Origin of the sequence: Streptomyces violaceorubidus (assembly GCF_000717995.1) — a bacterium.
Lineage (GTDB): Bacteria > Actinomycetota > Actinomycetes > Streptomycetales > Streptomycetaceae > Streptomyces > Streptomyces violaceorubidus.
On record NZ_JODM01000003.1, the window covers coordinates 56,201 to 79,066 of the forward strand.

At 71.5% G+C, this 22,866-nt stretch carries 21 protein-coding genes; 11 read left to right on the forward strand and 10 right to left on the reverse strand.

Annotation, left to right across the window (positions count from 1 at the left end; translation table 11 throughout):
* Positions 1 to 29 precede the first annotated feature (29 nt).
* Positions 30 to 2,306: a heavy metal translocating P-type ATPase gene (locus tag IE94_RS0106850; protein WP_030179730.1), complete on the forward strand. Its 2,277-nt coding sequence runs from the start codon at positions 30 to 32 to the stop codon at positions 2,304 to 2,306.
* Between the two features lie 632 nt (positions 2,307 to 2,938).
* Here the strand turns inward: IE94_RS0106850 and IE94_RS0106855 are convergent.
* Both IE94_RS0106855 and recD2 read right to left on the reverse strand, forming a co-directional pair.
* On the reverse strand, positions 2,939 to 4,255 hold the full coding sequence (locus IE94_RS0106855; protein ID WP_030179733.1) for a citrate synthase: 1,317 nt from the start codon (positions 4,253 to 4,255) through the stop codon (positions 2,939 to 2,941).
* Between the two features lie 219 nt (positions 4,256 to 4,474).
* Positions 4,475 to 6,736: an SF1B family DNA helicase RecD2 gene (gene recD2, locus IE94_RS0106860; protein ID WP_030179735.1), complete on the reverse strand. Its 2,262-nt coding sequence runs from the start codon at positions 6,734 to 6,736 to the stop codon at positions 4,475 to 4,477.
* Positions 6,737 to 6,921: 185 nt separating this feature from the next.
* On the opposite strand from recD2, the gene IE94_RS41680 reads away from it, so the two are divergent.
* Positions 6,922 to 7,077, forward strand: a complete 156-nt coding sequence (locus tag IE94_RS41680; protein ID WP_342450748.1) for a hypothetical protein — start codon at positions 6,922 to 6,924, stop codon at positions 7,075 to 7,077.
* 338 nt (positions 7,078 to 7,415) lie between these two features.
* Positions 7,416 to 7,967 (forward strand): hypothetical protein, encoded by a 552-nt coding sequence (locus tag IE94_RS0106870; RefSeq protein WP_037922034.1) that lies wholly within the window; start codon positions 7,416 to 7,418, stop codon positions 7,965 to 7,967.
* Here the strand turns inward: IE94_RS0106870 and IE94_RS0106875 are convergent.
* Genes IE94_RS0106875 through IE94_RS0106885 form a run of 3 tightly spaced genes read right to left on the reverse strand, consistent with a single transcriptional unit; the run spans position 7,924 to position 9,162 of the window.
* Positions 7,924 to 8,124, reverse strand: coding sequence for a DUF397 domain-containing protein (locus IE94_RS0106875; RefSeq protein ID WP_030179741.1), 201 nt, complete (start codon positions 8,122 to 8,124; stop codon positions 7,924 to 7,926). The genes IE94_RS0106870 and IE94_RS0106875 overlap by 44 nt on opposite strands.
* Positions 8,121 to 8,318, reverse strand: a complete 198-nt coding sequence (locus IE94_RS0106880) for a DUF397 domain-containing protein (protein ID WP_030179743.1) — start codon at positions 8,316 to 8,318, stop codon at positions 8,121 to 8,123. Before IE94_RS0106880 ends, IE94_RS0106875 begins: the two co-directional genes overlap by 4 nt.
* A 7-nt stretch (positions 8,319 to 8,325) precedes the next feature.
* Positions 8,326 to 9,162 (reverse strand): helix-turn-helix domain-containing protein, encoded by an 837-nt coding sequence (locus IE94_RS0106885; RefSeq protein WP_030179745.1) that lies wholly within the window; start codon positions 9,160 to 9,162, stop codon positions 8,326 to 8,328.
* 220 nt (positions 9,163 to 9,382) lie between these two features.
* Between IE94_RS0106885 and IE94_RS0106890 the strand changes: the two genes are divergently transcribed.
* Positions 9,383 to 9,793 (forward strand): ATP-binding protein, encoded by a 411-nt coding sequence (locus IE94_RS0106890; RefSeq protein WP_030179746.1) that lies wholly within the window; start codon positions 9,383 to 9,385, stop codon positions 9,791 to 9,793.
* Positions 9,794 to 9,805: 12 nt separating this feature from the next.
* Here IE94_RS0106890 and IE94_RS0106895 read toward each other — a convergent pair whose 3' ends face one another.
* Positions 9,806 to 10,741: an RNA polymerase sigma-70 factor gene (locus IE94_RS0106895; protein WP_245235192.1), complete on the reverse strand. Its 936-nt coding sequence runs from the start codon at positions 10,739 to 10,741 to the stop codon at positions 9,806 to 9,808.
* Positions 10,742 to 10,915: 174 nt separating this feature from the next.
* On the opposite strand from IE94_RS0106895, the gene IE94_RS0106900 reads away from it, so the two are divergent.
* Positions 10,916 to 11,401, forward strand: coding sequence for a carboxymuconolactone decarboxylase family protein (locus IE94_RS0106900; RefSeq protein WP_030179751.1), 486 nt, complete (start codon positions 10,916 to 10,918; stop codon positions 11,399 to 11,401).
* A gap of 19 nt (positions 11,402 to 11,420) precedes the next feature.
* Here the strand turns inward: IE94_RS0106900 and IE94_RS0106905 are convergent, their stop codons facing one another.
* Positions 11,421 to 11,771: a hypothetical protein gene (locus tag IE94_RS0106905; protein WP_030179754.1), complete on the reverse strand. Its 351-nt coding sequence runs from the start codon at positions 11,769 to 11,771 to the stop codon at positions 11,421 to 11,423.
* 269 nt (positions 11,772 to 12,040) lie between these two features.
* Here IE94_RS0106905 and IE94_RS0106910 point away from each other — a divergent pair, with 269 nt between their 5' ends.
* The 5 genes from IE94_RS0106910 to rbsD are packed head-to-tail and all read left to right on the forward strand — an operon-like array spanning position 12,041 to position 17,927.
* Complete coding sequence (locus tag IE94_RS0106910) at positions 12,041 to 13,084, forward strand: LacI family DNA-binding transcriptional regulator (RefSeq protein ID WP_030179757.1); 1,044 nt, start codon at positions 12,041 to 12,043, stop codon at positions 13,082 to 13,084.
* Positions 13,081 to 14,616, forward strand: a complete 1,536-nt coding sequence (locus tag IE94_RS0106915; protein ID WP_030179760.1) for a sugar ABC transporter ATP-binding protein — start codon at positions 13,081 to 13,083, stop codon at positions 14,614 to 14,616. The genes IE94_RS0106910 and IE94_RS0106915 overlap by 4 nt, the downstream gene beginning before the upstream one ends.
* A complete protein-coding gene (locus tag IE94_RS0106920; RefSeq protein WP_030179762.1) occupies positions 14,606 to 16,561 on the forward strand; it encodes an ABC transporter permease/substrate-binding protein in 1,956 nt (651 codons plus the stop codon). Before IE94_RS0106915 ends, IE94_RS0106920 begins: the two co-directional genes overlap by 11 nt.
* Before the next feature lie 59 nt (positions 16,562 to 16,620).
* Positions 16,621 to 17,541: a ribokinase gene (locus tag IE94_RS0106925; RefSeq protein ID WP_030179765.1), complete on the forward strand. Its 921-nt coding sequence runs from the start codon at positions 16,621 to 16,623 to the stop codon at positions 17,539 to 17,541.
* Positions 17,538 to 17,927, forward strand: a complete 390-nt coding sequence (gene rbsD / locus IE94_RS0106930) for a D-ribose pyranase (protein WP_030179767.1) — start codon at positions 17,538 to 17,540, stop codon at positions 17,925 to 17,927. Before IE94_RS0106925 ends, rbsD begins: the two co-directional genes overlap by 4 nt.
* 186 nt (positions 17,928 to 18,113) lie before the next feature.
* On the opposite strand, the gene IE94_RS0106935 is transcribed toward rbsD, so the two are convergent.
* From IE94_RS0106935 to IE94_RS0106945, 3 genes are read right to left on the reverse strand one after another with little or no spacing between them, the layout of a single operon-like run.
* Positions 18,114 to 18,938: a sugar phosphate isomerase/epimerase family protein gene (locus IE94_RS0106935; RefSeq protein ID WP_209441043.1), complete on the reverse strand. Its 825-nt coding sequence runs from the start codon at positions 18,936 to 18,938 to the stop codon at positions 18,114 to 18,116.
* 38 nt (positions 18,939 to 18,976) lie between these two features.
* A complete protein-coding gene (locus IE94_RS0106940; protein ID WP_030179773.1) occupies positions 18,977 to 20,140 on the reverse strand; it encodes a dihydrodipicolinate synthase family protein in 1,164 nt (387 codons plus the stop codon).
* Positions 20,137 to 21,288 carry a Gfo/Idh/MocA family protein gene (locus IE94_RS0106945; protein ID WP_030179776.1) on the reverse strand — a complete coding sequence of 384 codons (1,152 nt, stop codon included), beginning with the start codon at positions 21,286 to 21,288 and terminating at the stop codon, positions 20,137 to 20,139. Before IE94_RS0106945 ends, IE94_RS0106940 begins: the two co-directional genes overlap by 4 nt.
* A gap of 204 nt (positions 21,289 to 21,492) precedes the next feature.
* On the opposite strand from IE94_RS0106945, the gene IE94_RS0106950 reads away from it, so the two are divergent.
* Positions 21,493 to 22,539 (forward strand): LacI family DNA-binding transcriptional regulator, encoded by a 1,047-nt coding sequence (locus IE94_RS0106950; RefSeq protein WP_030179778.1) that lies wholly within the window; start codon positions 21,493 to 21,495, stop codon positions 22,537 to 22,539.
* The last annotated feature ends 327 nt before the right edge of the window (positions 22,540 to 22,866 follow it).

Genomic DNA, 22,866 nt, shown 5'->3' on the forward strand with positions numbered 1-22,866 from the left:
GCACCCACCCCCGTCCTGGAGTCCGGACCATGACCACCACCACCGCGGACACCCGCGCCGACACGACGGCCGCCGACCCCGGCCGGGCCGAGGTCGAGCTGCTCATCGGCGGGATGACCTGCGCCTCCTGCGCGGCCCGCGTCGAGAAGAAGCTCAACCGCATGGACGGTGTGACCGCCACGGTGAACTACGCGACGGAGAAGGCCCGGGTCAGCCACCCGGTGACCACCGAGGTCGCCGACCTGATCGCCACCGTCGTGCGGACCGGGTACACCGCCGAGGAGCCCGCGCCGCCGGTGCCGCCGACCGACGAGGCCGGCGCCGAGGAGCCCGGCGCCGGGGCCGGCGAGGACGACCCGGAGCTGTCGGCCCTGCGTCGGCGCCTGCTGGTCTCGGCCCTCCTCGCCGCCCCGGTCGTCCTCCTCGCGATGGTCCCGGCGCTCCAGTTCGACAACTGGCAGTGGCTCTCGCTCACCCTGGCCGCGCCCGTGGTGGTGTGGGGCGGGCTGCCCTTCCACCGCGCCGCCTGGACGGGCGTGCGGCACGGTGCGGCCACCATGGACACGCTGGTCTCGCTCGGCACGCTGGCGGCGTTCGGCTGGTCCCTGTGGGCGCTGTTCTTCGGCGACGCGGGCCTGCCGGGCATGCGGCACGGCTTCGACCTCACCGTCTCCCGCGCGGACGGTGCCTCCACGATCTACCTGGAGGCCGCCGCCGGGGTCACCGCCTTCCTCCTCCTCGGCCGCTGGCTGGAGGCCCGCTCCAAGCGCCGCGCCGGAGCCGCGCTGCGGGCGCTGATGGAGCTGGGCGCGAAGGACGTCGCGGTCCTGCGGGAGGGGCGCGAGGTGCGGATACCGGTGGCCCGGCTCGCGGTGGGCGACCGGTTCGTCGTACGCCCCGGCGAGAAGATCGCCACCGACGGCACGGTGACCGAGGGCGCCTCGGCCGTCGACGCCTCCCTGCTGACCGGCGAGTCCGTGCCGGTGGACGTCACCGTCGGCGACGGGGTCACCGGTGCCACGGTGAACGCCGGGGGCCGGCTGGTCGTCGAGGCGACCCGGGTCGGCGCGGACACGCAGCTGGCGCGGATGGCGAAGCTGGTGGAGGACGCGCAGAGCGGCAAGGCGCGGGTGCAGCGGCTCGCCGACCGGATCTCCGGCGTCTTCGTGCCGGTCGTCCTGCTGATCGCGGCCGCCACCTTCGGCGGGTGGCTCGGCGCGACCGGCGACACGGTCGCCGCGTTCACCGCGGCCGTAGCCGTACTGATCATCGCCTGCCCCTGCGCCCTGGGGCTCGCCACCCCGACCGCGCTGCTGGTCGGCACCGGGCGCGGCGCCCAGCTCGGCATCCTCATCAAGGGCCCCGAGGCGCTGGAGTCCACGCGGCGCGTCGACACGGTCGTCCTGGACAAGACCGGCACCGTCACCACCGGCCGCATGACCCTGCACGAGGTGTACGCCGCCGAGGGCACCGACGAGGCGGAGCTGCTGCGGCTGGCGGGCGCGGTCGAGCACGCCTCCGAGCACCCCGTGGCCCGCGCGGTCGCGGCCGGCGCCGAGGAGCGGCTGGGCGCGCTGCCGGGCGTCGAGGACTTCGAGAACGTCCCCGGGCGCGGCGTACGCGCCCGCGTGGAGGGCCGCGAGGTGGCCGTGGGGCGCCTCCACGACGTCCTGCCGCCCGAGGTGACCCGGGCCAGGGACGAGGCCGAGCAGCGGGGCCGTACGGCCGTCGTCGTCGGCTGGGACGGCGAGGCGCGCGGGGTCCTCGCCGTGGCGGACGCGGTCCGGGAGACCAGCGCCGAGGCGGTGGCCGGGCTGCGCCGGCTGGGCCTGACCCCCGTCCTGCTGACCGGAGACAACCGCCGGGTGGCCGAGTCGGTCGCGGCGGCCGTCGGCATCGACGAGGTGATCGCCGAGGTGCTGCCCGAGGACAAGGTCGCGGTGGTGCGGCGGCTGCGCGCCGAGGGCCGTACGGTCGCCGTGGTGGGCGACGGCGTCAACGACGCGGCGGCGCTCGCCACCGCCGATCTGGGCCTGGCGATGGGCACGGGGACGGACGCGGCGATCGAGGCGGGCGATCTGACGCTGGTCCGCGGCGACCTGCGGGTGGCGGTGGACGCGATCCGGCTGTCCCGGCGCACCCTGGCCACGATCAAGGGCAACCTCGTGTGGGCCTTCGGCTACAACGTGGCCGCGCTGCCGCTGGCCGCCGCCGGGCTGCTGAACCCGATGATCGCGGGGGCGGCGATGGCCTTCTCCTCGGTCTTCGTGGTCACCAACAGCCTCCGGCTGCGCGCCTTTCGCTAGCCCCGCTCGGGCCCGCCCACTGCTTCGCATTTCACGCAGGTAGAAGGGCTGTGCCTCTGGAGTCCGGCACCGGCCTCACATAAGCTCTTCACAAGGCTCGCGCATCTTCCTTACGCTTGGGTCCCGCGTCCTGCACGGGGCTCTTGCGTACTTAACGGACATTTGCAAGAGACGCAGATCACAGTGATGCGAACGTAACCATCTAAGGGGTTCGAAGGTCTAAGTTGGCGATGTCAGGCAGCGTCTTGGGGGGCGCGACCTGACATCTGGGGATGTCTTGGGGGACTTTCCCAGAGCTGCGTTGCCGGGACACGTACACCGGGAAGCTTTGAGCGGCCCTCCCGGGCGTGCGCTGTCCCGGCAGGCCGCACGGCAAGCACCATCAGCACGACACAGCGAATTCAGGCGCTGTCCTCACAGACGCCCGGCCGGATCCCGTGGGGGGAATCCGCACCGGGACATGGGAAGGCGCCCTGGATCGTCGGCCCGTGGGGGGACCGGCGCCAGGGCGCCTTCTGCTGTTCGCCTCCGCTCTCCCGGCCGCCGCGGCCCGCCGCGCCGACACGGAAAAGTCCCGTACCGCTCAAGGGGGTACGGGACTCACCAGGTGCGCCGCGGGGGTGCCGTGCGGCTCAGCGCTCCTCGACGGGGATGAAGTCGCGCTCGACGACGCCCGTGTAGATCTGGCGCGGGCGGCCGATGCGGGAACCCGGCTCCTTGATCATCTCGTGCCACTGGGCGATCCAGCCCGGCAGCCGGCCGAGGGCGAACAGGACCGTGAACATCTCGGTCGGGAAGCCCATGGCCCGGTAGATCAGGCCGGTGTAGAAGTCGACGTTCGGGTAGAGGCTGCGCGAGACGAAGTAGTCGTCGGAGAGCGCGTGCTCCTCCAGCTTCAGGGCGATGTCCAGCAGCTCGTCGGACTTGCCGAGGGCGGAGAGCACGTCGTGCGCGGCGGCCTTGATGATCTTGGCGCGCGGGTCGAAGTTCTTGTAGACCCGGTGGCCGAAGCCCATCAGGCGGACGCCGTCCTCCTTGTTCTTCACCTTGCGGATGAAGGAGTCGACGTCGCCGCCCGCGTCGCGGATGCCTTCCAGCATCTCCAGCACCGACTGGTTGGCGCCGCCGTGCAGCGGGCCCCACAGGGCGTTGATGCCGGCGGAGATCGAGGCGAACATGTTCGCCTGCGAGGAGCCGACCAGGCGGACCGTGGAGGTCGAGCAGTTCTGCTCGTGGTCCGCGTGCAGGATCAGCAGCTTGTCGAGCGCCGCGACGACCGTCGGGTCCAGCTCGTACTCCTGGGCCGGCACGGAGAACGTCATGCGCAGGAAGTTCTCGACGTAGCCGAGGTCGTTGCGCGGGTAGACGAACGGGTGGCCGATCGACTTCTTGTACGCGTAGGCCGCGATCGTCGGGAGCTTGGCGAGCAGCCGGATCGTGGAGAGGTTGCGCTGCCGCTCGTCGAACGGGTTGTGGCTGTCCTGGTAGAAGGTGGACAGCGCCGAGACCACCGACGACAGCATGGCCATCGGGTGGGCGTCGCGCGGGAAGCCCTTGTAGAAGTTCTTGACGTCCTCGTGCAGCAGGGTGTGCTGCGTGATCTCGTCCTTGAACGCGGACAGCTCGTCGACGGTCGGCAGCTCGCCGTTGATCAGCAGGTAGGCCACCTCCACGAAGGAGGAGCGCTCGGCCAGCTGCTCGATCGGGTAGCCGCGGTACCGGAGGATGCCGGCTTCGCCGTCCAGATAGGTGATGGCGGATTTGTAGGCGGCGGTGTTGCCGTACCCGCTGTCCAGCGTCACCAGACCGGTCTGGGCGCGGAGCTTCCCGATGTCGAAGCCCTTGTCACCGACGGTGCTGTCGATCACCGGGTAGGTGTACTCGCCGTCGCCGTACCGCAGTACTACCGAGTTGTTGGTCTGCTCGCTCACGTCTTCCCTCACCGACATAGTGCCTCATCTTCGAGGTGCCCGGGCTGTCTCTACCATCCCCCACTTGGCTCAGGAGAGTGCACTCGGGGTCGACCATTGGGCCCATTGGCGGCACTCAGTGCCGTCAACTTCCTCATCCTGCCCCCTCCGGGGCGCATCCGGAAGTGCTGTGTGACCTTTCCGACTCGTTTGATCGATCATTTTTTTCACACCGGCCGTGAGGTTTACGGGAAGGTTTCAGGTCCGGGGGCCCGCCAGCCGGAAGTCGAGCGCCGTGCACCGCCGTCCGGCCGACACCGTCCGCACCGCCTGCCCGATCGCCTTGCGCGAACCGACGAGGACGACCAGCCTCTTCGCCCGGGTGACCGCCGTGTACAGCAGGTTCCGCTGGAGCATCATCCAGGCGCCGGTCGTCACCGGGATCACGACGGCCGGGTACTCGCTGCCCTGGGACCGGTGGATGGTGACCGCGTAGGCGTGGGCCAGCTCGTCCAGTTCGTCGAAGTCGTACGGCACTTCCTCGTCCTCGTCCGTCAGCACCGTCAGGCGCTGGTCGACCGGGTCGAGCGAGGTGACGACGCCCACGGTGCCGTTGAAGACGCCGTTCTCGCCCTTCTCGTAATTGTTCCGGATCTGGGTGACCTTGTCGCCGACCCGGAAGACCCGGCCGCCGAACCGCTTCTCGGGCACGTCCGGGCGGCCCGGGGTGACGGCCTGCTGGAGCAGCCCGTTGAGCGTCCCGGCGCCGGCGGGCCCCCGGTGCATGGGGGCCAGGACCTGCACGTCCCGGCGCGGGTCGAGCCCGAACTTCGCGGGGATGCGCCGCGCGGCGACGTCCACGGTGAGCCGCCCCGCCTCCTCGGTGTCGTCCTCGACGAAGAGGAAGAAGTCCTTCATGCCGTCGGTGACGGGATGCTGCCCGGCGTTGATCCGGTGCGCGTTGGTGACCACGCCGGACTGCTGTGCCTGCCGGAAGACGCGGGTGAGACGGACGGCGGGGACAGGGCTGTTGGGCGCCAGCAGATCCCGGAGCACTTCCCCCGCGCCCACGCTCGGCAGTTGGTCGACGTCCCCGACGAGGAGCAGATGGGCGCCCGGGGCGACGGCCTTGGCGAGCTTGTTGGCGAGGAGCAGGTCCAGCATCGACGCCTCGTCCACCACCACCAGGTCGGCGTCCAGCGGCCGCTCCCTGTCGTAGGCCGCGTCGCCGCCGGGCTTCAGCTCCAGCAGCCGGTGCACGGTGGACGCCTCGGCGCCGGTCAGCTCGGCCAGCCGCTTGGCGGCCCGCCCGGTGGGGGCGGCGAGCACCACCTTCGCCTTCCTGGCCCGCGCCAGCTCCACGATCGACCGCACGGTGAAGGACTTGCCGCAGCCGGGCCCGCCGGTGAGGACGGCGACCTTCTCGCTCAGCGCGAGCTTGACGGCCGCCTCCTGCTCGGGCGCGAGATCGGCGCCGGTGCGCCGCTTCAGCCACCCGAGCGCCTTGTCCCAGGCCACGTCCTGGAAGCCGGGCATCCGGTCCTCGTCCGTGTGGAGGAGACGGCGCAGCTGCCCGGCCAGGGCCAGCTCGGCACGGTGGAAGGGGACGAGGTAGACGGCGGTGACGGGATCGCCGCCCTCGGGGCCGGGGACCTTCTCCCGCACCACGCCGGGGTCGCCGTCCGGATCCTCCGGCTCGGCGGCCAGCTCGCCCAGGCACTCGATGACGAGCCCGGTGTCCACCTGGAGCAGCTTCACCGCGTCGGCGATCAGCCTCTCCTCGGGGAGGTAGCAGTGCCCCTGGTCGGTGGCCTGCGAGAGCGCGTACTGGAGCCCCGCCTTCACCCGCTCCGGGCTGTCGTGCGGGATCCCGACGGACTGGGCGATCCTGTCGGCGGTCAGGAAGCCGATGCCCCAGACGTCGGCGGCGAGCCGGTAGGGCTGGTTCTTCACGACGGAGATCGAGGCGTCGCCGTACTTCTTGTAGATGCGGACGGCGATGGAGGTGGACACCTCGACGGTCTGGAGGAAGAGCATGACCTCCTTGATCGCCTTCTGCTCCTCCCAGGCGTCGGCGATCTTCTTGGTCCGCTTGGGTCCGAGGCCGGGCACCTCGATGAGCCGCTTGGGCTCCTCCTCGATGATGGTGAGGGTGTCGAGCCCGAAGTGCTGGGTGATCCGGTCGGCGAAGACCGGTCCGATCCCCTTGACCAGCCCGGACCCGAGGTAGCGCCGGATGCCCTGGACGGTGGCGGGGAGCAGCGTCGTGTAGTTCTCCACGTGGAACTGCTTGCCGTACTGGGCGTGCGACCCCCAGCGCCCCTCCATCCGCAGCGACTCCCCCACCTGCGCACCGAGCAGCGCGCCGACGACGGTCAGCAGGTCGCCGGCGCCTCTGCCGGTGTCGACACGGGCGACGGTGTAGCCGTTCTCCTCATTGGCGTACGTGATCCGCTCCAGGACGCCTTCGAGGGTGGCGAGCCGCCTTTCACCGGGGGCCGCGGAGGACTGGTTGGGCATGATCCGACGGTACCGGTGGGGACTGACAGAGCGGCCGGAGAGACCCCATCTCAGTACTCTGAGCTCATGGACTACGCCAAGATGCGCGCCATCGCCGCGGAACTCGGGGCCTACTCGGGGCCTACTCGGAGCAGCTCGAGGGTTCGTGGAGCGTCGAGATCGGGCCCTCCGGTCCGATTCTGGCGATGATGTGCCCGTCGAAGCGGCACGAGGGCACGGTCCGCCGCATCTGCAAGCAGTTGGACGCGCAACTGCCCGGCACCCACCCCGGCTACATCTGCGCGAACGGCCCCGATATCACCCCGCCATCGGCCGCATGCGCCGCCCGGACGCCGTCGTGATCCCCGAAGCCACCCTCGACGAAGAGGGCCTGGCCGTGGACGCCACGCAGGTGCTGGCTGCCGTCGAGATCGTCTCGCCGTCCAACCCGAGCAACGCCTACGACGAGAAGTTGGCCGACTATCCGGCCATGGGGCATCCCGCACTACATGATCGTCGGCCCGCGCACCGGGACGATCGAGGTGCACTCCGATCCGTGCAAGGGCCGCTACAGCAGCAAGGAGCCGTACATCTTCGGCGACGCGGTGCCGTTCGGGCCGTGGACGGTGGAGACGTCGGAGTTCCGCCGCTACGGCAGGACCAATGAGCGCAAGGTGTCCATGGTCTGGCGCAGGGAAACATGGGGCTCACTTACGGCTACGACATCTACCTGCGTCCCTGGAACGTGGCGGGGGCGCTGGCCGCCGTGGCCGAGTTGGCGGCACCGTCCCGTGACGTGCCACCCCTCCACGTCACGCTGCCCGACGGCGAGCGGATCGCCCTCCCCTTCACGTCCGGCTTCGACAGCGAGCCGGTCGACTGCTCCGGCAGCGAGACACTCGACCTGGACACGTCCCTCATGTTCCCCGTGGACGACGCGGTGCGGGCGTACGGGGAGTCGTACGGACTGCCACCCGAGGAGGACGGACGCGTCCGGATCGGGTACGTCTACCTGACGGTCCGGTTCCGGTCCTTCCTGGACCCCGGGTACACGGCGTTGGAGTTCTGGGCGCCGACGTCGGGCATCAGCCGCCTGTTCGAGCGGTCGGCGAGCATCAGGAAGACCTTCACCGACCTCGCCGCCGCCGTCGGCGCCGAATGCTGCCAGTTCGACGTGGGCGACGGCAGCCCCGGGGAGCTGTGCTGGGTCAGGGGGGAGGCGGGTTTCCCTCCGGCCCCGCCATCACCGTGAGGAAGCGGGTGAAGGCGGCGCGGAGGAAGGTGAGGGTGGCTCGGGCGGGGGCCTTGCTGTCACGGACGGCGACGTGGGTGGGGGAGGTGGCTATCTCCACGCAGTTGTTGCCGCCGCCGGAGTAGGAGGACTTACGCCAGTTGTGCAAGGTGCTCACCACTCCGTTTCCGTTCTCTTGATCCCGCCGACGAACGTCGCGAAGACCTCAGCCGGGACAGTAAGCGTTCCGTACGAGGGCGCCTTGGAGTCGCGGACGGCGACGTGAGTGGTCGAGTTCGCGACCTCCACACACTCGTTGCCGTCGCCCTCGCCTGAGTAAGAGGACTTCCTCCAGTTGCCATGAGTGCTCATGGGTACCTCACAGCTCCTTCGTCAGCTGATGGATGAATTCACGAGACCTGTCGGGCTCAAGAGACACTTCCTCCACCATACGGAAGCGCGTTCTATAGGCGTTGAGTTGCGCCTCGAAATCAATGAAGACCGAACCGTGCGGCGCATCCCGCACGACGGTGTCCAGCTTGGGCAACGGGCCACTCACGTACGTCATGGTGCTGGAGGCTCTGGCGAAGTTGTCCAGGTCGAAGGGGATGACGCGGACGGTGATGTGGTCCGCCTCCGAGAGCGCTGCGAGCCGCGCCAGTTGCGCCCTTGACTTGGCACGGTCACCGACCCTGATCCGGAGTGCGGCCTCATGGATCACCGCTTCGTACGGAATGGCGAACGCCTGACGTGCCTTACGGTGCTGGATCCGCACCTCCAACTCCTCAGCGGCCAGTGTCGGCAACCTGGCCGAGAAGACCGCGCGCGAGTAATCCTCTGTCTGAAGCAGTCCCGGCACGTACAGGATCGCCACGTGCCGGAGGAACCGGGCGTGGTGCTCCAGCTCGGACAGGTCGAGGAACGACGTGGGGAGCAAGCCTCGGTACTCCTCCCACCAGCCGCGTGTCCGGTCGGTCGCCATCTCCACCAAGGCGCGGACGAACTCTTCGTTGTCACAGGCGTAATGAGACGCCAAGCGTCGAAGCCTCTGCTCGCTCACCCCCGACAACCCGGACTCGATCTGGCTGATCTGCACGTTGCTCACACCCAGCATGGCCGCAGCCTGCCGAGCGGTGAGGCCGGCCGCCTCGCGCAGTCTGCGCAGTTCCACCGCCAGGCGCAGTTGTCGCGCCGTTGGTTCGCGCCTCGTGGGCAATGGCCGCTCCTCACCTCAACGCGTCTGCCGACACGACTCGTTCGGGTTGAAGATTACGCGACCGACTCGCTCCGCCGAAACTTTCAGGTCTACCGTCGGTGACGCGACGCACACCCTGTGAAACCGGTCACCGGAAGCGCACCGCCCCGTCCTGCCATGACGGCTGCGGCAATGACACCGGACCCACCCGTCATCCCACCGCCCTCCGCGAGGAGTCCGCATGCCTGAAAACGAAGCCTGGGAGTACTCCCTCCACATCCCCAACGACCTGCGCGCCGTCACCATCAGTCGCCGCACCCTCCGTCTGGTCCTCACCATGCACGGGCTGATCCGCCTCGTCGACGTCGCCGAGCTGCTCGCCACGGAGCTGGTCTCCAACGCCGTACGGCACACCAAGGGCCCCGCCGCCCTCCGCATCCGCTGGTCGCCGCCGGGCACCCTGCGGATCGGGGCGTGGGACGCGGACCCCGAACCGCCCGAGCCGCCCGCGAGGTTCGAGGGGGCAACGGAGCTGGAGGAGGGGCGGGGGCTGGCGCTCGTGCGGGCCTGCGCCGACGTGGGGGGCTGGCATCCGCTGGCCAGACACGGCAACCGGGGCAAGTTCATTTGGTGCGAGCTGGCGGCGGCCTGAAGGGCGTGCAGTTCAGCGGCTCAGGGCCGTCTCCTCGCGCATGTGCGACAGCTTCTCCGGGTTGCGTACGGCGTACAGGCCGGTGATGCGGCCCTCGTCGAAGCGGACCGCCACCACGGTGTCCAACTCGCCGTCCAGCTGGACGATCAGCGCCGGGTAGCCGTTGACCTGGGTCGGTGCCATCGACATCGGCACGGACAGCTTGCCCAGGCCGCCCAGCATCAGGCGGGCCACCTTGTCGGCGCCGACGACGGGTCGCAGCACGGCCTGCTTGATGCCGCCGCCGTCGCCGAGCAGCACGACGTCCGGGGAGAGGACGTCCAGCAGCCCTTGCAGGTCGCCGGTCTCCACGGCCCGCCGGAACGCGGCGAGCGCCTTACGGGACTCGGTCGCCGAGACCTCCCCGCGCGGGCGGCGGGCCGCGACGTGCGCGCGGGCCCGGTGCGCGATCTGGCGGACGGCGGCGGGGCTCTTCTCCACCGCCTCGGCGATCTCGTCGTAGCCGAGGTCGAACACCTCGCGCAGGACGAACACCGCCCGCTCGACCGGCGCCAGGGTCTCCAGGACCAGCATCATCGCCATCGACACGCTGTCCGCCAGTTCGACGTCCTCGGCCACGTCGGGCGTGGTGAGCAGCGGCTCGGGCAGCCAGGAGCCTACGTAGGACTCCTTGCGGCGGCCGAGCGTACGCAGCCGGTTCAGGGCCTGGCGGGTGGTGATGCGGACCAGGTAGGCGCGGTGGTCGCGCACCGTGCCGAGGTCGACCCCCGCCCACTTCAGCCAGGTCTCCTGGAGCACGTCCTCGGCGTCGGCGGCCGAGCCGAGCATCTCGTAGGCGACCGTGAAGAGCAGGTTGCGGTGCGCGACGAAGTCCTCGGTGGCCGCGTCCACGGCCGTGCTCTCGCCGGTCGCGTCGTCCTGTTCGCGGCCGCTGTTCTCGCTGGTCACCAGCTTCTCCCGTTCGTTCGGTCCGGCGGGTCTCACGCACGGGACACCGGTCGCCGGGGTTCTGTGACACCCCTCGGCGGTGTCCTGGGTCACGTCCGCGTCCTGTCACAGGGTGCGGGGCGGCGGCGTCTTGTGTTCGTCACCGAGGCACCGAGAGCGAGCGAGGACGAGATCATGGACACCCGATTCAACCTGTTCGAGAACGAGTTCGGCGGCAGGTTCGCGAAGCGGTTCGCGGGCGCCGGGATGCTGGTCCACCAGTCGGCGCTGCCGCCGTCCACGCAGGAGCTGGTGTCGCTGCGGGCCAGCCAGATCAACGGCTGCGGCCACTGCATCGACATGCACGTCAAGGAGGCCGCGGCGGCCGGGGAGAGCGCGGTGCGGCTGCACCTGGTCGCCGCCTGGCGCGAGTCCACGGTCTTCACCGAGGCCGAGCAGGCGGCGCTGGCCCTCGCCGAGGAGGGCACCCGGCTCGCCGACGCGCACGAGGGCGTGTCCGACCAGACGTGGGAGCTGGTGCGCAAGCACTACGACGACGACCAGGTCGCCGCGCTGGTCTGCCTGGTCGCCCTGATCAACGCGGCCAACCGTCTCGCCGTGATCACGCACCAGAAGGGCGGCTCGTACGAGGCGGGGATGTTCGCAGCCGCCGTGGGCTGAGCGGCGCGAGGGGTACGACTCAGGACCGCGGGAGGGCGCCGACGACGAGTTCCACGTCGGCGCCCTCCCGCACGACCAGGTCCCCAACCCGCCACGCCCGCGCGTCGGTCCGGGTCCCGGCGGCCGTGGTGTGGGCGGGGACGGCCAGCACCAGGGGCGGCCCCTCCCCCGGCTCCGTGAGCAGCCGCGCCGCCACCATCACCCCGTCGGAGAACCGCAGGTCCACGTCGAGCGGCCGGGGCACGGCCACGAACGCGTCCGGGTCCGGGAGTCTTTTGACGCGGCAGCGCGCGCCCGGGAAGAGGTGCGTGTACCCGCACAGCGCCGGAAAGGTGTCGCTTCCGGTCGGTCCGCCGGAGGGGTGGGCCATGCGCGTGCTCCCGGGTCGGCGGCGGGGCGGGGACGCCGCCGTGCGCCCTGGGACCGCCTGCCGCCGTCCTCCCGTTCCTACCGCCTCACCTGCCCGGACGGTACTCGGACGGCCCGTTCGTGGCGGTGGGCCGGTGTCGGACGGCGGTCCACCCCCGCACACGGGCCAGGTCACGATGTGGTCTCGGCCGGACCACAGCCCTTGATTCCCGCCCGTGTAATCGTTTCCAATCCTTCGTGTAATCGATTCCACGAGGAGGTGGAACGACGATGGCGAGCATCAAGGACGTCGCCGCCGAGGCGGGCGTGTCCGTCGCGACGGTCTCGCGGGCGCTCAACGGCCACCCGTCGGTCAGCGCCACCGCACGCACCCGCGTGCTGGCCGCCGTCGAGACCCTGGGCTACCGCCCGAACGCCGTCGCCCGGTCGCTGCGCACGGACCAGACCCGCACCCTCGGCCTGGTCATCAGCGACGTCATGAACCCGTACTTCACCGAGCTGGCCCGTTCCGTCGAGGAGGAGGCCCGCGCGCTCGGCTACAGCGTCATCATCGGCAACGCCGACGAGCGGCCCGACCTCCAGGACCACCACGTCACCACACTGCTGGACCGGCGGATCGACGGGCTGCTCGTCTCCCCCACCGACGGCGGCTCCCCGCGGATGCTGGACGCCGCGCGGGCCGGGACGCCGATGGTCTTCGTCGACCGCTGGATCCCCGGGGTGGACGTGCCCGTGGTGCGGTCGGACGGGCGGGGCGCGGTGCGGGACCTGGTCGCGCATCTGCACGGGCTCGGGCACCGGCGGCTCGCGATCATCGCCGGGCCCGCCGCCACGACCACCGGCCGCGAGCGCGTCGACGCCTTCCGCGAGGCGCTCGCCGCGTACGGGCTCCCCCTCCCGGACGCCTACATCGGCCAGGGCGACTTCCAGGCCGGCAGCGGGCGCCGGGTCACCGAGGGCTTCCTCGACCTGCCCGAGCCGCCCGAGGTCGTCTTCGCCGCCGACAACCTGATGGCGCTCGGCGCGCTCGACGCCTTACGCGCGCGTGGACTGCGCGTCCCCGAGGACATCGCGCTCGCCGCGTTCGACGACATCCCGTGGTTCGTGCACACCGATCCGCCGGTCACCGCGATCGCCCAGCCCACCCGCGACCTCGGGCGGGCGGCCGTACGCGCCCTCGTCGAGCGGATCGCCGGGCGGACCGGTGAGTCCGTGACCCTTCCGGCGCGCCTGGTCGTACGCCGCTCCTGCGGTGAGCCGCCCTCCGCACCACACCCCCCGTCCCCGTCCCCCGTACGAAGGAGTACGCCGTGAGCAGCCGCAGTCCGGACGAGTTGCTGCGCATCGAGGGCATCCGCAAGACCTTCCCCGGCGTGGTCGCCCTCGACAGCGTCGACTTCGACCTGCGCCGGGGCGAGGTGCACGTGCTCCTCGGTGAGAACGGCGCGGGCAAGAGCACGCTGATCAAGATGCTCTCCGGCGCCTACACGCCCGACGCCGGGCGGATCCTGGCCGGCGACGAGGAGGTGCGCATCCACGGTGCGCAGGACTCCGAGCGCCTCGGGATCGCCACCATCTACCAGGAGTTCAACCTCGTCCCCGACCTGACGGTCGCCGAGAACATCTTCCTGGGGCGCCAGCCCCGCCGGCTCGGCATGATCGACCGGAAGCGGATGGACGCCGACGCCGAGGTGCTGCTGAAGCGCGTGGGGGTCAACGTGTCCCCCCGTACGCGGGTGCGTGAACTCGGCATCGCCCGGCTCCAGATGGTCGAGATCGCCAAGGCGCTCAGCCTGGACGCGCGGGTGCTCATCATGGACGAGCCGACCGCCGTGCTCACCTCCGACGAGGTCGAGAAGCTGTTCGCCATCGTGCGGCGGCTGCGCGAGGACGGTGTCGGCATCGTCTTCATCACCCATCACCTGGAGGAGATCGCCGCGCTCGGCGACCGGGTCACCGTCATCCGGGACGGCAGGAGCGTGGGCCAGGTGCCCGCCTCCACGCCGGAGGACGAACTGGTCCGGCTCATGGTCGGGCGTTCGATCGACCAGCAGTACCCGCGCGAGCGCACCGACGCCGGTGAGGCGCTGCTCAAGGTGGAGGGGCTCACCCGGGACGGTGTCTTCCACGACGTCGGCTTCGAGGTGCGGGCCGGTGAGGTCGTCGGCATCGCGGGGCTGGTCGGGGCCGGGCGGACTGAGGTGGTGCGGGCGGTGTTCGGCGCCGACCCGTACGACGCCGGAACCGTGCACGTCGCGGGGGCGCCGCTGCGCCCGCACGACGTGAACGCCGCCATGGCCGCCGGGATCGGGCTCGTCCCCGAGGACCGCAAGGGGCAGGGGCTGGTGCTCGACGCGTCCGTCGAGGAGAACCTCGGGCTCGTCACGCTGCGGTCCACCGCCCGCGCCGGACTGGTCGACCTCAAGGGCCAGCACGCCGCGGCGGAGCGGATCGCCGGTCAGCTCGGGGTGCGGATGGCCGGGCTCGGCCAGCACGTGCGCACGCTGTCCGGCGGCAACCAGCAGAAGGTCGTCATCGGCAAGTGGCTGCTGGCGAACACCAAGGTGCTGATCCTCGACGAGCCGACGCGCGGCATCGACGTCGGCGCCAAGGTCGAGATCTACCAGCTCATCAACGAACTGACGGCCGCCGGTGCCGCCGTGCTCATGATCTCCAGCGATCTGCCGGAGGTGCTCGGCATGAGCGACCGCGTGGTCGTCATGGCCCAGGGGCGCGTCGCGGGTGAACTCAGCGCCGAACAGGCCACCCAGGACTCCGTGATGGCGCTCGCCGTCAGCACGCACACCAACGGAACGGACGGAACGGAGGCCTCCCGTGGCCACTGACACGCTCAAGAGCAAGCCGGGCGCGCAGGGCGCCACGAGCGGGCTGCGCCGCCTGCTGCTCGACAACGGCGCGCTGACCGCGCTGATCGTCCTCGTCATCGCCATGTCGGCGCTGTCCGGGGACTTCCTGACCGCCGACAACCTCCTCAACGTCGGCGTCCAGGCCGCCGTCACCGCGATCCTCGCGTTCGGCGTCACCTTCGTCATCGTCTCGGCGGGCATCGACCTGTCGGTCGGCTCGGTCGCCGCGCTGTCGGCCACCGTGCTGGCCTGGAGCGCCACCGAGGCCGGGATCCCGGTGGCGCTCGCGGTACTGCTGTCCGTCCTGACGGGCATCGCGTGCGGTCTGGTGAACGGCTTCCTCATCTCCTACGGGAAGCTGCCGCCGTTCATCGCGACGCTCGCCATGCTGTCGGTGGGCCGCGGTCTGTCGCTGGTCATCTCCCAGGGCTCGCCGATCGCCTTCCCGGACTCGGTCTCGCACCTCGGTGACACCCTCGGCGGCTGGCTGCCGGTGCCGGTGCTCGTGATGATCGTGATGGGTCTGATCACGGCGTTCGTCCTCGGGCGGACCTACATCGGCCGCTCCATGTACGCCATCGGCGGCAACGAGGAGGCCGCGCGGCTGTCCGGTCTGCGCGTGAAGCGGCAGAAGATCGCCATCTACGCCTTCTCCGGCCTGTTCGCCGCCGCCGCGGGCATCGTGCTCGCCTCCCGGCTCTCCTCCGCGCAGCCGCAGGCCGCGCAGGGCTACGAGCTGGACGCCATCGCCGCCGTGGTGATCGGCGGCGCCTCGCTGGCGGGCGGTACCGGCAAGGCCTCGGGGACGCTGATCGGCGCGCTGATCCTCGCGGTGCTGCGCAACGGCCTCAACCTGCTGTCCGTCTCCGCGTTCTGGCAGCAGGTCGTCATCGGTGTCGTCATCGCGCTCGCGGTGCTCTTCGACACGCTGCGCCGCAAGGCGGGCGCGGTGACCCCGGCGGCCGGGGCGTCCGGCGGCGGCAACCGGGGCAAGCAGGCGCTCACCTATGTGATCGCGGCCGTGGTCGCGGTGGCCGTCGTCGGCGCCACCTCGCTGCTGCACAACGGTTCCTCGGACGGCAGGAGCCAGAAGATAGGGCTGTCGCTGTCCACGCTCAACAACCCGTTCTTCGTGCAGATCAGGAACGGCGCGCAGGCGGAGGCGAAGAAGCTGGGCGTGGACCTGACGGTCACGGACGCCCAGAACGACGCCTCGCAGCAGGCCAACCAGTTGCAGAACTTCGTCAGCGGGCGCCTGTCCGCGGTCGTCGTCAACCCGGTGGACTCCGACGCGGCCGGTCCCTCGGTGCGCTCCGCGAACAAGGACGACATCCCCGTCATCGCCGTGGACCGCGGTGTCAACAAGGCGCAGACGTCCGCGCTGGTCGCCTCCGACAACATCGAGGGCGGCAAGCTGGGCGCCCGGGCGCTCGCCGAGAAGCTCGGCGGCAAGGGCACCATCGTCATCCTCCAGGGCCAGGCCGGCACCTCCGCCAGCCGGGAGCGCGGGGCGGGCTTCGCGGCCGGGCTGAAGGAGTACCCGGGCATCAAGGTCGTCGCCAAGCAGCCCGCGGACTTCGACCGCACCAAGGGCCTGGACGTGATGACGAACCTGCTCCAGGCGCACCCGGACGTCGACGGCGTCTTCGCGGAGAACGACGAGATGGCGCTGGGCGCGATCAAGGCGCTCGGTTCCAAGGCCGGCAAGTCGGTCCAGGTCGTCGGCTTCGACGGCACCCCGGACGGGCTGAAGGCGGTCCAGGACGGCACGCTGTACGCGTCCGTGGCGCAGCAGCCGAAGGAACTGGGCAGGATCGCCGTACAGAACGCGCTGCGGGCTGCCGAGGACAAGAAGGTGGAGCAGACGGTGAAGGTGCCCGTGAAGGTCGTCACCCAGGAGAACGTGGCCGGCTTCGAGGGCTGAGACCGGCCGTCCGGACCCGGCGGAAACCAGCGGGAATCACTCGAATCGGAGAACGACTGATGTACGACTACGACCTGCTGGTCGTCGGGTCGGCCAACGCCGACCTGGTGATCGGTGTCGAGCGGCGGCCCGGGGCGGGCGAGACGGTGCTCGGCTCCGACCTCGCCGTCCACCCGGGCGGCAAGGGCGGCAACCAGGCCGTCGCCGCCGCCCGGCTCGGTGCCCGTACGGCGCTGCTGGCCCGGGTCGGGGACGACGACTACGGCCGGCTGCTGCTGGATTCGCAGCGGGCGGCCGGCGTCGACACGGTCGGCGTGCTGGTGGGCGGCGCCCCGACCGGCGTCGCGCTGATCACCGTCGACCCGTCCGGGGACAACAGCATCGTGGTCTCGCCGGGCGCCAACGGCCGGCTGGCACCGGGCGACGTCCGCGCCGCCGCGAGCCTCTTCCACGCCTCCCGGGTGGTCTCCACGCAGTTGGAGATCCCGCTGGAGACGGTCGTGGAGGTGGTCCGCTCGCTCGCGCCGGACAGCCGTTTCGTGCTGAACCCGTCGCCGCCGCGTCCCCTCCCGCAGGAGGTGCTGGCCGCCTGCGACCCGCTGATCGTCAACGAGCACGAGGCGAAGGTGCTCCTCGGGGACGCGCCGGTCGGCGAGCGCCCCGAGGACTGGGCCCGCGTCCTGCTGGCCAAGGGCCCGCGCTCGGTGGTCGTGACCCTGGGCGCCGAGGGCGCGCTGGTCGCCTCGGCCGCCGAGGGCGTGGTCCGGGTGCCGTCCGTGAGGGTGGAGGCCGTGGACACGACGGGCGCGGGCGACGCGTTCACCGCGGCGCTGGCGTGGCGGCTGGGCACCGGCGAGTCGCTGGCCGGGGCGGCGGCGTACGCGGCCCGGGTGGGCGCGGCGGCGGTCACGAAGGCCGGGGCGCAGGAGTCGTACCCGACGGCGGCCGAGGCCGAGGCGCTGGAGGCCGGTGCGCTGTGAAGAAGGCCGGGATACTCAACCGCCACCTCTCCGGCGCCCTGGCCGAACTCGGCCACGGGGACGGCGTCCTGGTGTGCGACGCGGGCATGCCCGTGCCGGACGGGCCGCGCGTCGTCGACCTGGCCTTCCGGGCCGGGGTGCCGTCCTTCTCCGAGGTGCTGGACGGCCTGCTGGCCGAGTTGGTCGTCGAGGGCGCCACGGCGGCGACGGAGGTCCGGGAGGCGAACCCGGAGTGCGCCACGCTGCTCGACGGGCTCTTCCCCGCCCTCGGGCTCGTCCCGCACGAACGGCTCAAGGAGTTGTCGGCGGGCGCGCGGCTGATCGTGCGCACCGGGGAGGCGCGGCCGTACGCCAACGTGCTGCTGCGGTGCGGGGTCTTCTTCTGAGGGCCCCGGCCGGCAGGTCCGGGAGACGGTGGTGAGACGTTTGAGAGGGCCCGGTCGACGACCGGGCCCTCTCGGGTCCCCACCCCTTCGGAGCTCCGTGGATTTTCCCCCCCGGGTACCCCCACGGGTGTTCCGATGCCAGGTACGACCCGCCGGGGGGCGGAAGGGTTGCACGGGTCGCCGGGATTATTTTCCGGGCCGCGGGTCCGCGCAGTCTCCCACGTGCTCGGCGAACCGGGCCGCCGTCTCGGCGAGCACCTCCCGCCCGTCCCGCGCCCACAGCCCCTCGTTGAACAGCTCGACCTCGATGGCGCCGGTGTACCCGGCCGCCTCGACGTACCCCTTCCACTCCCGCATGTCGATCGCGCCGTCCCCGATCTGGCCGCGGCCGTTGAGGACGCCCGCGGGCAGCGGCGTCGTCCAGTCGGCGAGCTGGAAGGTGTGGATGCGGCCGCCCGCGCCGGCCCGGGCGATCTGCTCGGGCGCCCGGTCGTCCCACCAGAGGTGGTACGTGTCGACGGTGACGCCGACCTGGTGGGCCGGGAAGCGTTCGGCGAGGTCCAGGGCCTGGGCCAGCGTCGACACCACGCAGCGGTCCGCCGCGTACATCGGGTGCAGGGGCTCGATCGCCAGGCGGACGCCGTGCCGCTCGGCGTACGGGCCCAGCTCGGCCAGCGCGTCGGCGATCCGTTCCCGGGCGCCGTGCAGGTCCTTGGACCCGGCGGGCAGGCCGCCGGAGACCAGGACCAGGGTGTCCGTGCCGAGGGTCGCCGCCTCCTCGATCGCCCTGCGGTTGTCGTCCAGCGCACTGGAACGCTCCTGCGGATCGATCGCCGTGAGGAAACCGCCCCGGCACAGGGTCGTGACCGTCAGGCCGGCGTCGCGGACCAGTGTGGCGGTCGCCCCGACACCGTACGACTGGACCGGCTCCCGCCACAGGCCCACGTTCGTGACGCCCGACTCGGCGCAGGCGTCCGCCAGTTCCGGCAGGGGCAGCTGCTTGACCGTCATCTGGTTGATGGAGAAGCGGGAAAGGTCTCCGGTCGCCGTCACTGGTTCACCCCGTACAGGCTCAGCAGGTTCCTCATGCGCTCCTCCGCCAGCTTCGGGTCCGGGAACAGGCCCAGACCGTCCGCCAGTTCGTATGCGCGCGCCAAGTGCGGGAGGGAGCGGGCCGACTGGAGGCCGCCGACCATCGTGAAGTGGCTCTGGTGGCCCGCCAGCCACGCCAGGTACACCACTCCCGTCTTGTAGAAGCGGGTGGGGGCCCGGAAGAGGTGACGGGACAACTCGACCGTGGGGTCGAGGAGTTCCCGGAAGCCGTCGGCGTTCCCGGTGTCCAGGACACGGACCGCTTCCGCCGCCAGCGGGCCCAGCGGGTCGAAGATGCCGAGCAGGGCGTGGCTGAAGCCCTTCTCGTCGCCCGCGATCAGCTCGGGGTAGTTGAAGTCGTCGCCGGTGTAGCAGCGGACGCCCTGCGGAAGGCGGCGGCGGATGTCGATCTCGCGCCGGGCCTCCAGGAGGGAGACCTTGATGCCGTCGACCTTGTCGGGGTGCGCCGTGATGACCTCCAGGAAGGTGTCCGTTGCCGCGTCCAGGTCGGACGAACCCCAGTAGCCCTCCAGCGCCGGGTCGAACATCGGGCCCAGCCAGTGCAGGACGACCGGCTCGGACGCCTGCCGGAGCAGGTGGCCGTAGACCTCCAGGTAGTCCTCGGGGCCACGGGCCGCGGCGGCCAGCGCCCGCGAGGCCATCAGGATGGCCTTCGCGCCGGACCCCTCCACGAGGGCGAGCTGCTCCTCGTACGCCGCCCGGACCTCGGCCAGGGTCGCCGGGCCGGTGAGCTGGTCGGTGCCGACGCCGCAGGCGATGAGTCCGCCGACCGCCTTCGCCTCGGCGGCGCTGCGGCGGATCAGCTCGGCCGCGCCCGCCCAGTCCAGGCCCATGCCGCGCTGGGCGGTGTCCATCGCCTCGGCGACACCGAGGCCGTGGGACCACAGGTGGCGGCGGAAGGCGAGGGTGGCGTCCCAGTCGACGGCGGCGGGAGAGTCGGGGGTGGTGTCGGCGTACGGGTCGGCGACGACGTGCGCGGCCGAGAAGACCGTACGGGAGGTGAAAGCGCTTCCCGTGCCGGAGCGGACGGCGGGCAGGGGCTCGGTGCGCGGTTCGTGGGCGCGCAGGGTGCCGTGCGCGTCGGGAAGGTGCAGGGTCACAGCCCGACCTCCGGTACGTCGAGGCGGCGGCCCTCGGCCGAGGACTTCAGGCCCAGCTCGGCGAGCTGGACGCCGCGGGCGCCGGCCAGCAGGTCCCAGTGGTAGGGGGCGTCGGCGTAGACGTGCTTGAGGAACAGCTCCCACTGGGCCTTGAAGCCGTTGTCGAACTCGCCGTTGTCCGGGACCTCCTGCCACTGGTCGCGGAAGACCTCGGTGGCGGGGATGTCCGGGTTCCAGACGGGCTTCGGGGTGGCCGAGCGGTGCTGGACCCGGCAGCTCCGCAGTCCCGCGACCGCGGAGCCCTCGGTGCCGTCGACCTGGAACTCGACCAGTTCGTCGCGGTGGACGCGGACCGCCCAGGAGGAGTTGATCTGCGCGATCGCGCCGCCGTCGAGCTCGAAGACGCCGTAGGCCGCGTCGTCGGCGGTGGCGTCGTAGGGCTTGCCCTTCTCGTCCCAGCGCTCGGGGATGTGGGTGGCGGTGAGGGCCTGGACGGTCCTCACGCGGCCGAACAGCTCGTGCAGGACGTACTCCCAGTGCGGGAACATGTCGACGACGATGCCGCCGCCGTCCTCGCTGCGGTAGTTCCAGGACGGGCGCTGCGCCTCCTGCCAGTCGCCCTCGAAGACCCAGTAGCCGAACTCGCCGCGCACCGACAGGATCCGGCCGAAGAAGCCGCCGTCGATGAGGCGCTTCAGCTTGAGCAGGCCCGGCAGGAAGAGCTTGTCCTGGACGACGCCGTGCTTGATGCCGGCCGCGTTCGCCAGGCGGGCGAGCTCCAGGGCGCCGTCGAGGCCGGTGGCCGTCGGCTTCTCGGTGTAGACGTGCTTGCCCGCGGCGATCGCCTTCTTGATCGCCTCTTCGCGGGCCGAGGTCACCTGGGCGTCGAAGTAGATGTCGATGGTGTCGTCGGCGAGGACCGCGTCCAGGTCCGTGGAGACGTGGTCGAGTCCGTGGCGCTGCGCCAGCGTCCTGAGCGCGTGCTCGCGGCGGCCGACCAGCACCGGTTCCGGCCACAGCACGGTGCCGTCGCCGAGGTCGAGGCCGCCCTGTTCGCGCAGGGCCAGGATCGAGCGGACGAGGTGCTGGCGGTAGCCCATGCGCCCGGTCACACCGTTCATGGCGATACGCACCGTCTTGCGTGTCACGTCATTCCCTTCGTACGACCGTGCGGCACATCCTCCGAGCCGCACAGCAAGCGCTTTCTATGTAGAACGAAGCTAGCCTGTGAACGGTGGTCTGGACAAGACCGCGACCGGGGCGAGTTGTTCGAGGGGACGAACACCGGCGGGCGGTGGCCGTAAGGTCACCCGGGACGGCGTTCGCACACGCGCGAGGCGGAGGACGAGGACATGACGGTGACACTGGCGGACGTGGCGGCCCGCGCCCAGGTCTCCCCCGCGACGGTGTCGCGCGTACTGAACGGCAACTACCCGGTGGCCGCCTCCACCCGGGAGCGGGTGCTCAAGGCCGTCGACGAGCTGGACTACGTGCTCAACGGCCCCGCGAGCGCGCTGGCGGCGGCCACGTCCGACCTGGTCGGCATCCTCGTCAACGACATCGCCGACCCCTTCTTCGGCATCATGGCCGGCGCCGTCCAGTCCGAGATCGGCGGGCCGGGCGGCCGGGCGGGCGGCGAGAGACTCGCCGTGGTCTGCAACACCGGCGGCACCCCGGAGCGCGAGCTGACCTACCTCACGCTGCTGCAACGCCAGCGCGCGGCGGCGGTCGTGCTGACCGGCGGCGCGATGGAGGACGAGGCCCACCAGACGGCGGTGGCGGCGAAGCTGCGCAGGCTCACCGAGGCGGGGACGCGGGTGGTGCTGTGCGGGCGGCCGCCGGCGCCGGACACCGGGGCGATCGCGCTCACCTTCGACAACCGCGGCGGCGGGCGGGAGCTGACCGAGCATCTGATCGGGCTCGGGCACCGGCGGCTCGGCTATATCGCGGGCCCCCGGGAGCGGACCACGACCCGACACCGGCTGGAGGGCCACCGCGCCGCGCTCGCCGCGCACGGCATCGAGGAGGACCCCCGCTGGACGGTCCACGGCCGCTACGACCGGCAGGCCGGGTACGAGGCCACGCTGGAGCTGATGCGCAGGGATCCGACGCTGACCGCGGTCGTCGCCGCGAACGACACCGTCGCGCTGGGCGCGTGCGCGGCGCTGCGCGACTCGGGGCTGCGGATTCCGGACGACGTGTCCGTGGCCGGCTTCGACGACCTGCCGTTCAGCATCGACGCGGTGCCCGCGCTGACGACCGTGCGGCTGCCGCTGGCGGAGGCGGGGGCGCGGGCGGGGCGGGTCGCGATGGGGCGGGAGGAGGCGCCGGTGGGCGGGATCGCGACGGTGCGGGGGGAGTTGATGGTGCGGGGGTCCTCCGGAGGGCCGCGGTCTTGAACGGACCGTTGGTGTCGCGGTGGCCCGCGTCGCAGTGGGCGCTGCTGGGGGCTGCCGCCCCCAGACCCCGGCTTCGGCCTGGACGGCCTCGTCCTCAAACGCCGGACGGGCTGGATGTGCCGACCCGCGTCGACAGGTGACCGGAGGGGCTGGATGCACCGCCCCCGTCGGCAGGTGACCGGAGGGGCCGGATGCACCGCCCCCATCGGCAGGCGACCGGACACGCCGGATGCACCGCCCGCGACCACAAGCGACCAGACAGGCCGGATGCATCGCCCCGTCGACAGGTGACCGGACAGGCCGGATGCACCGCCCCCCTCGGCAAGC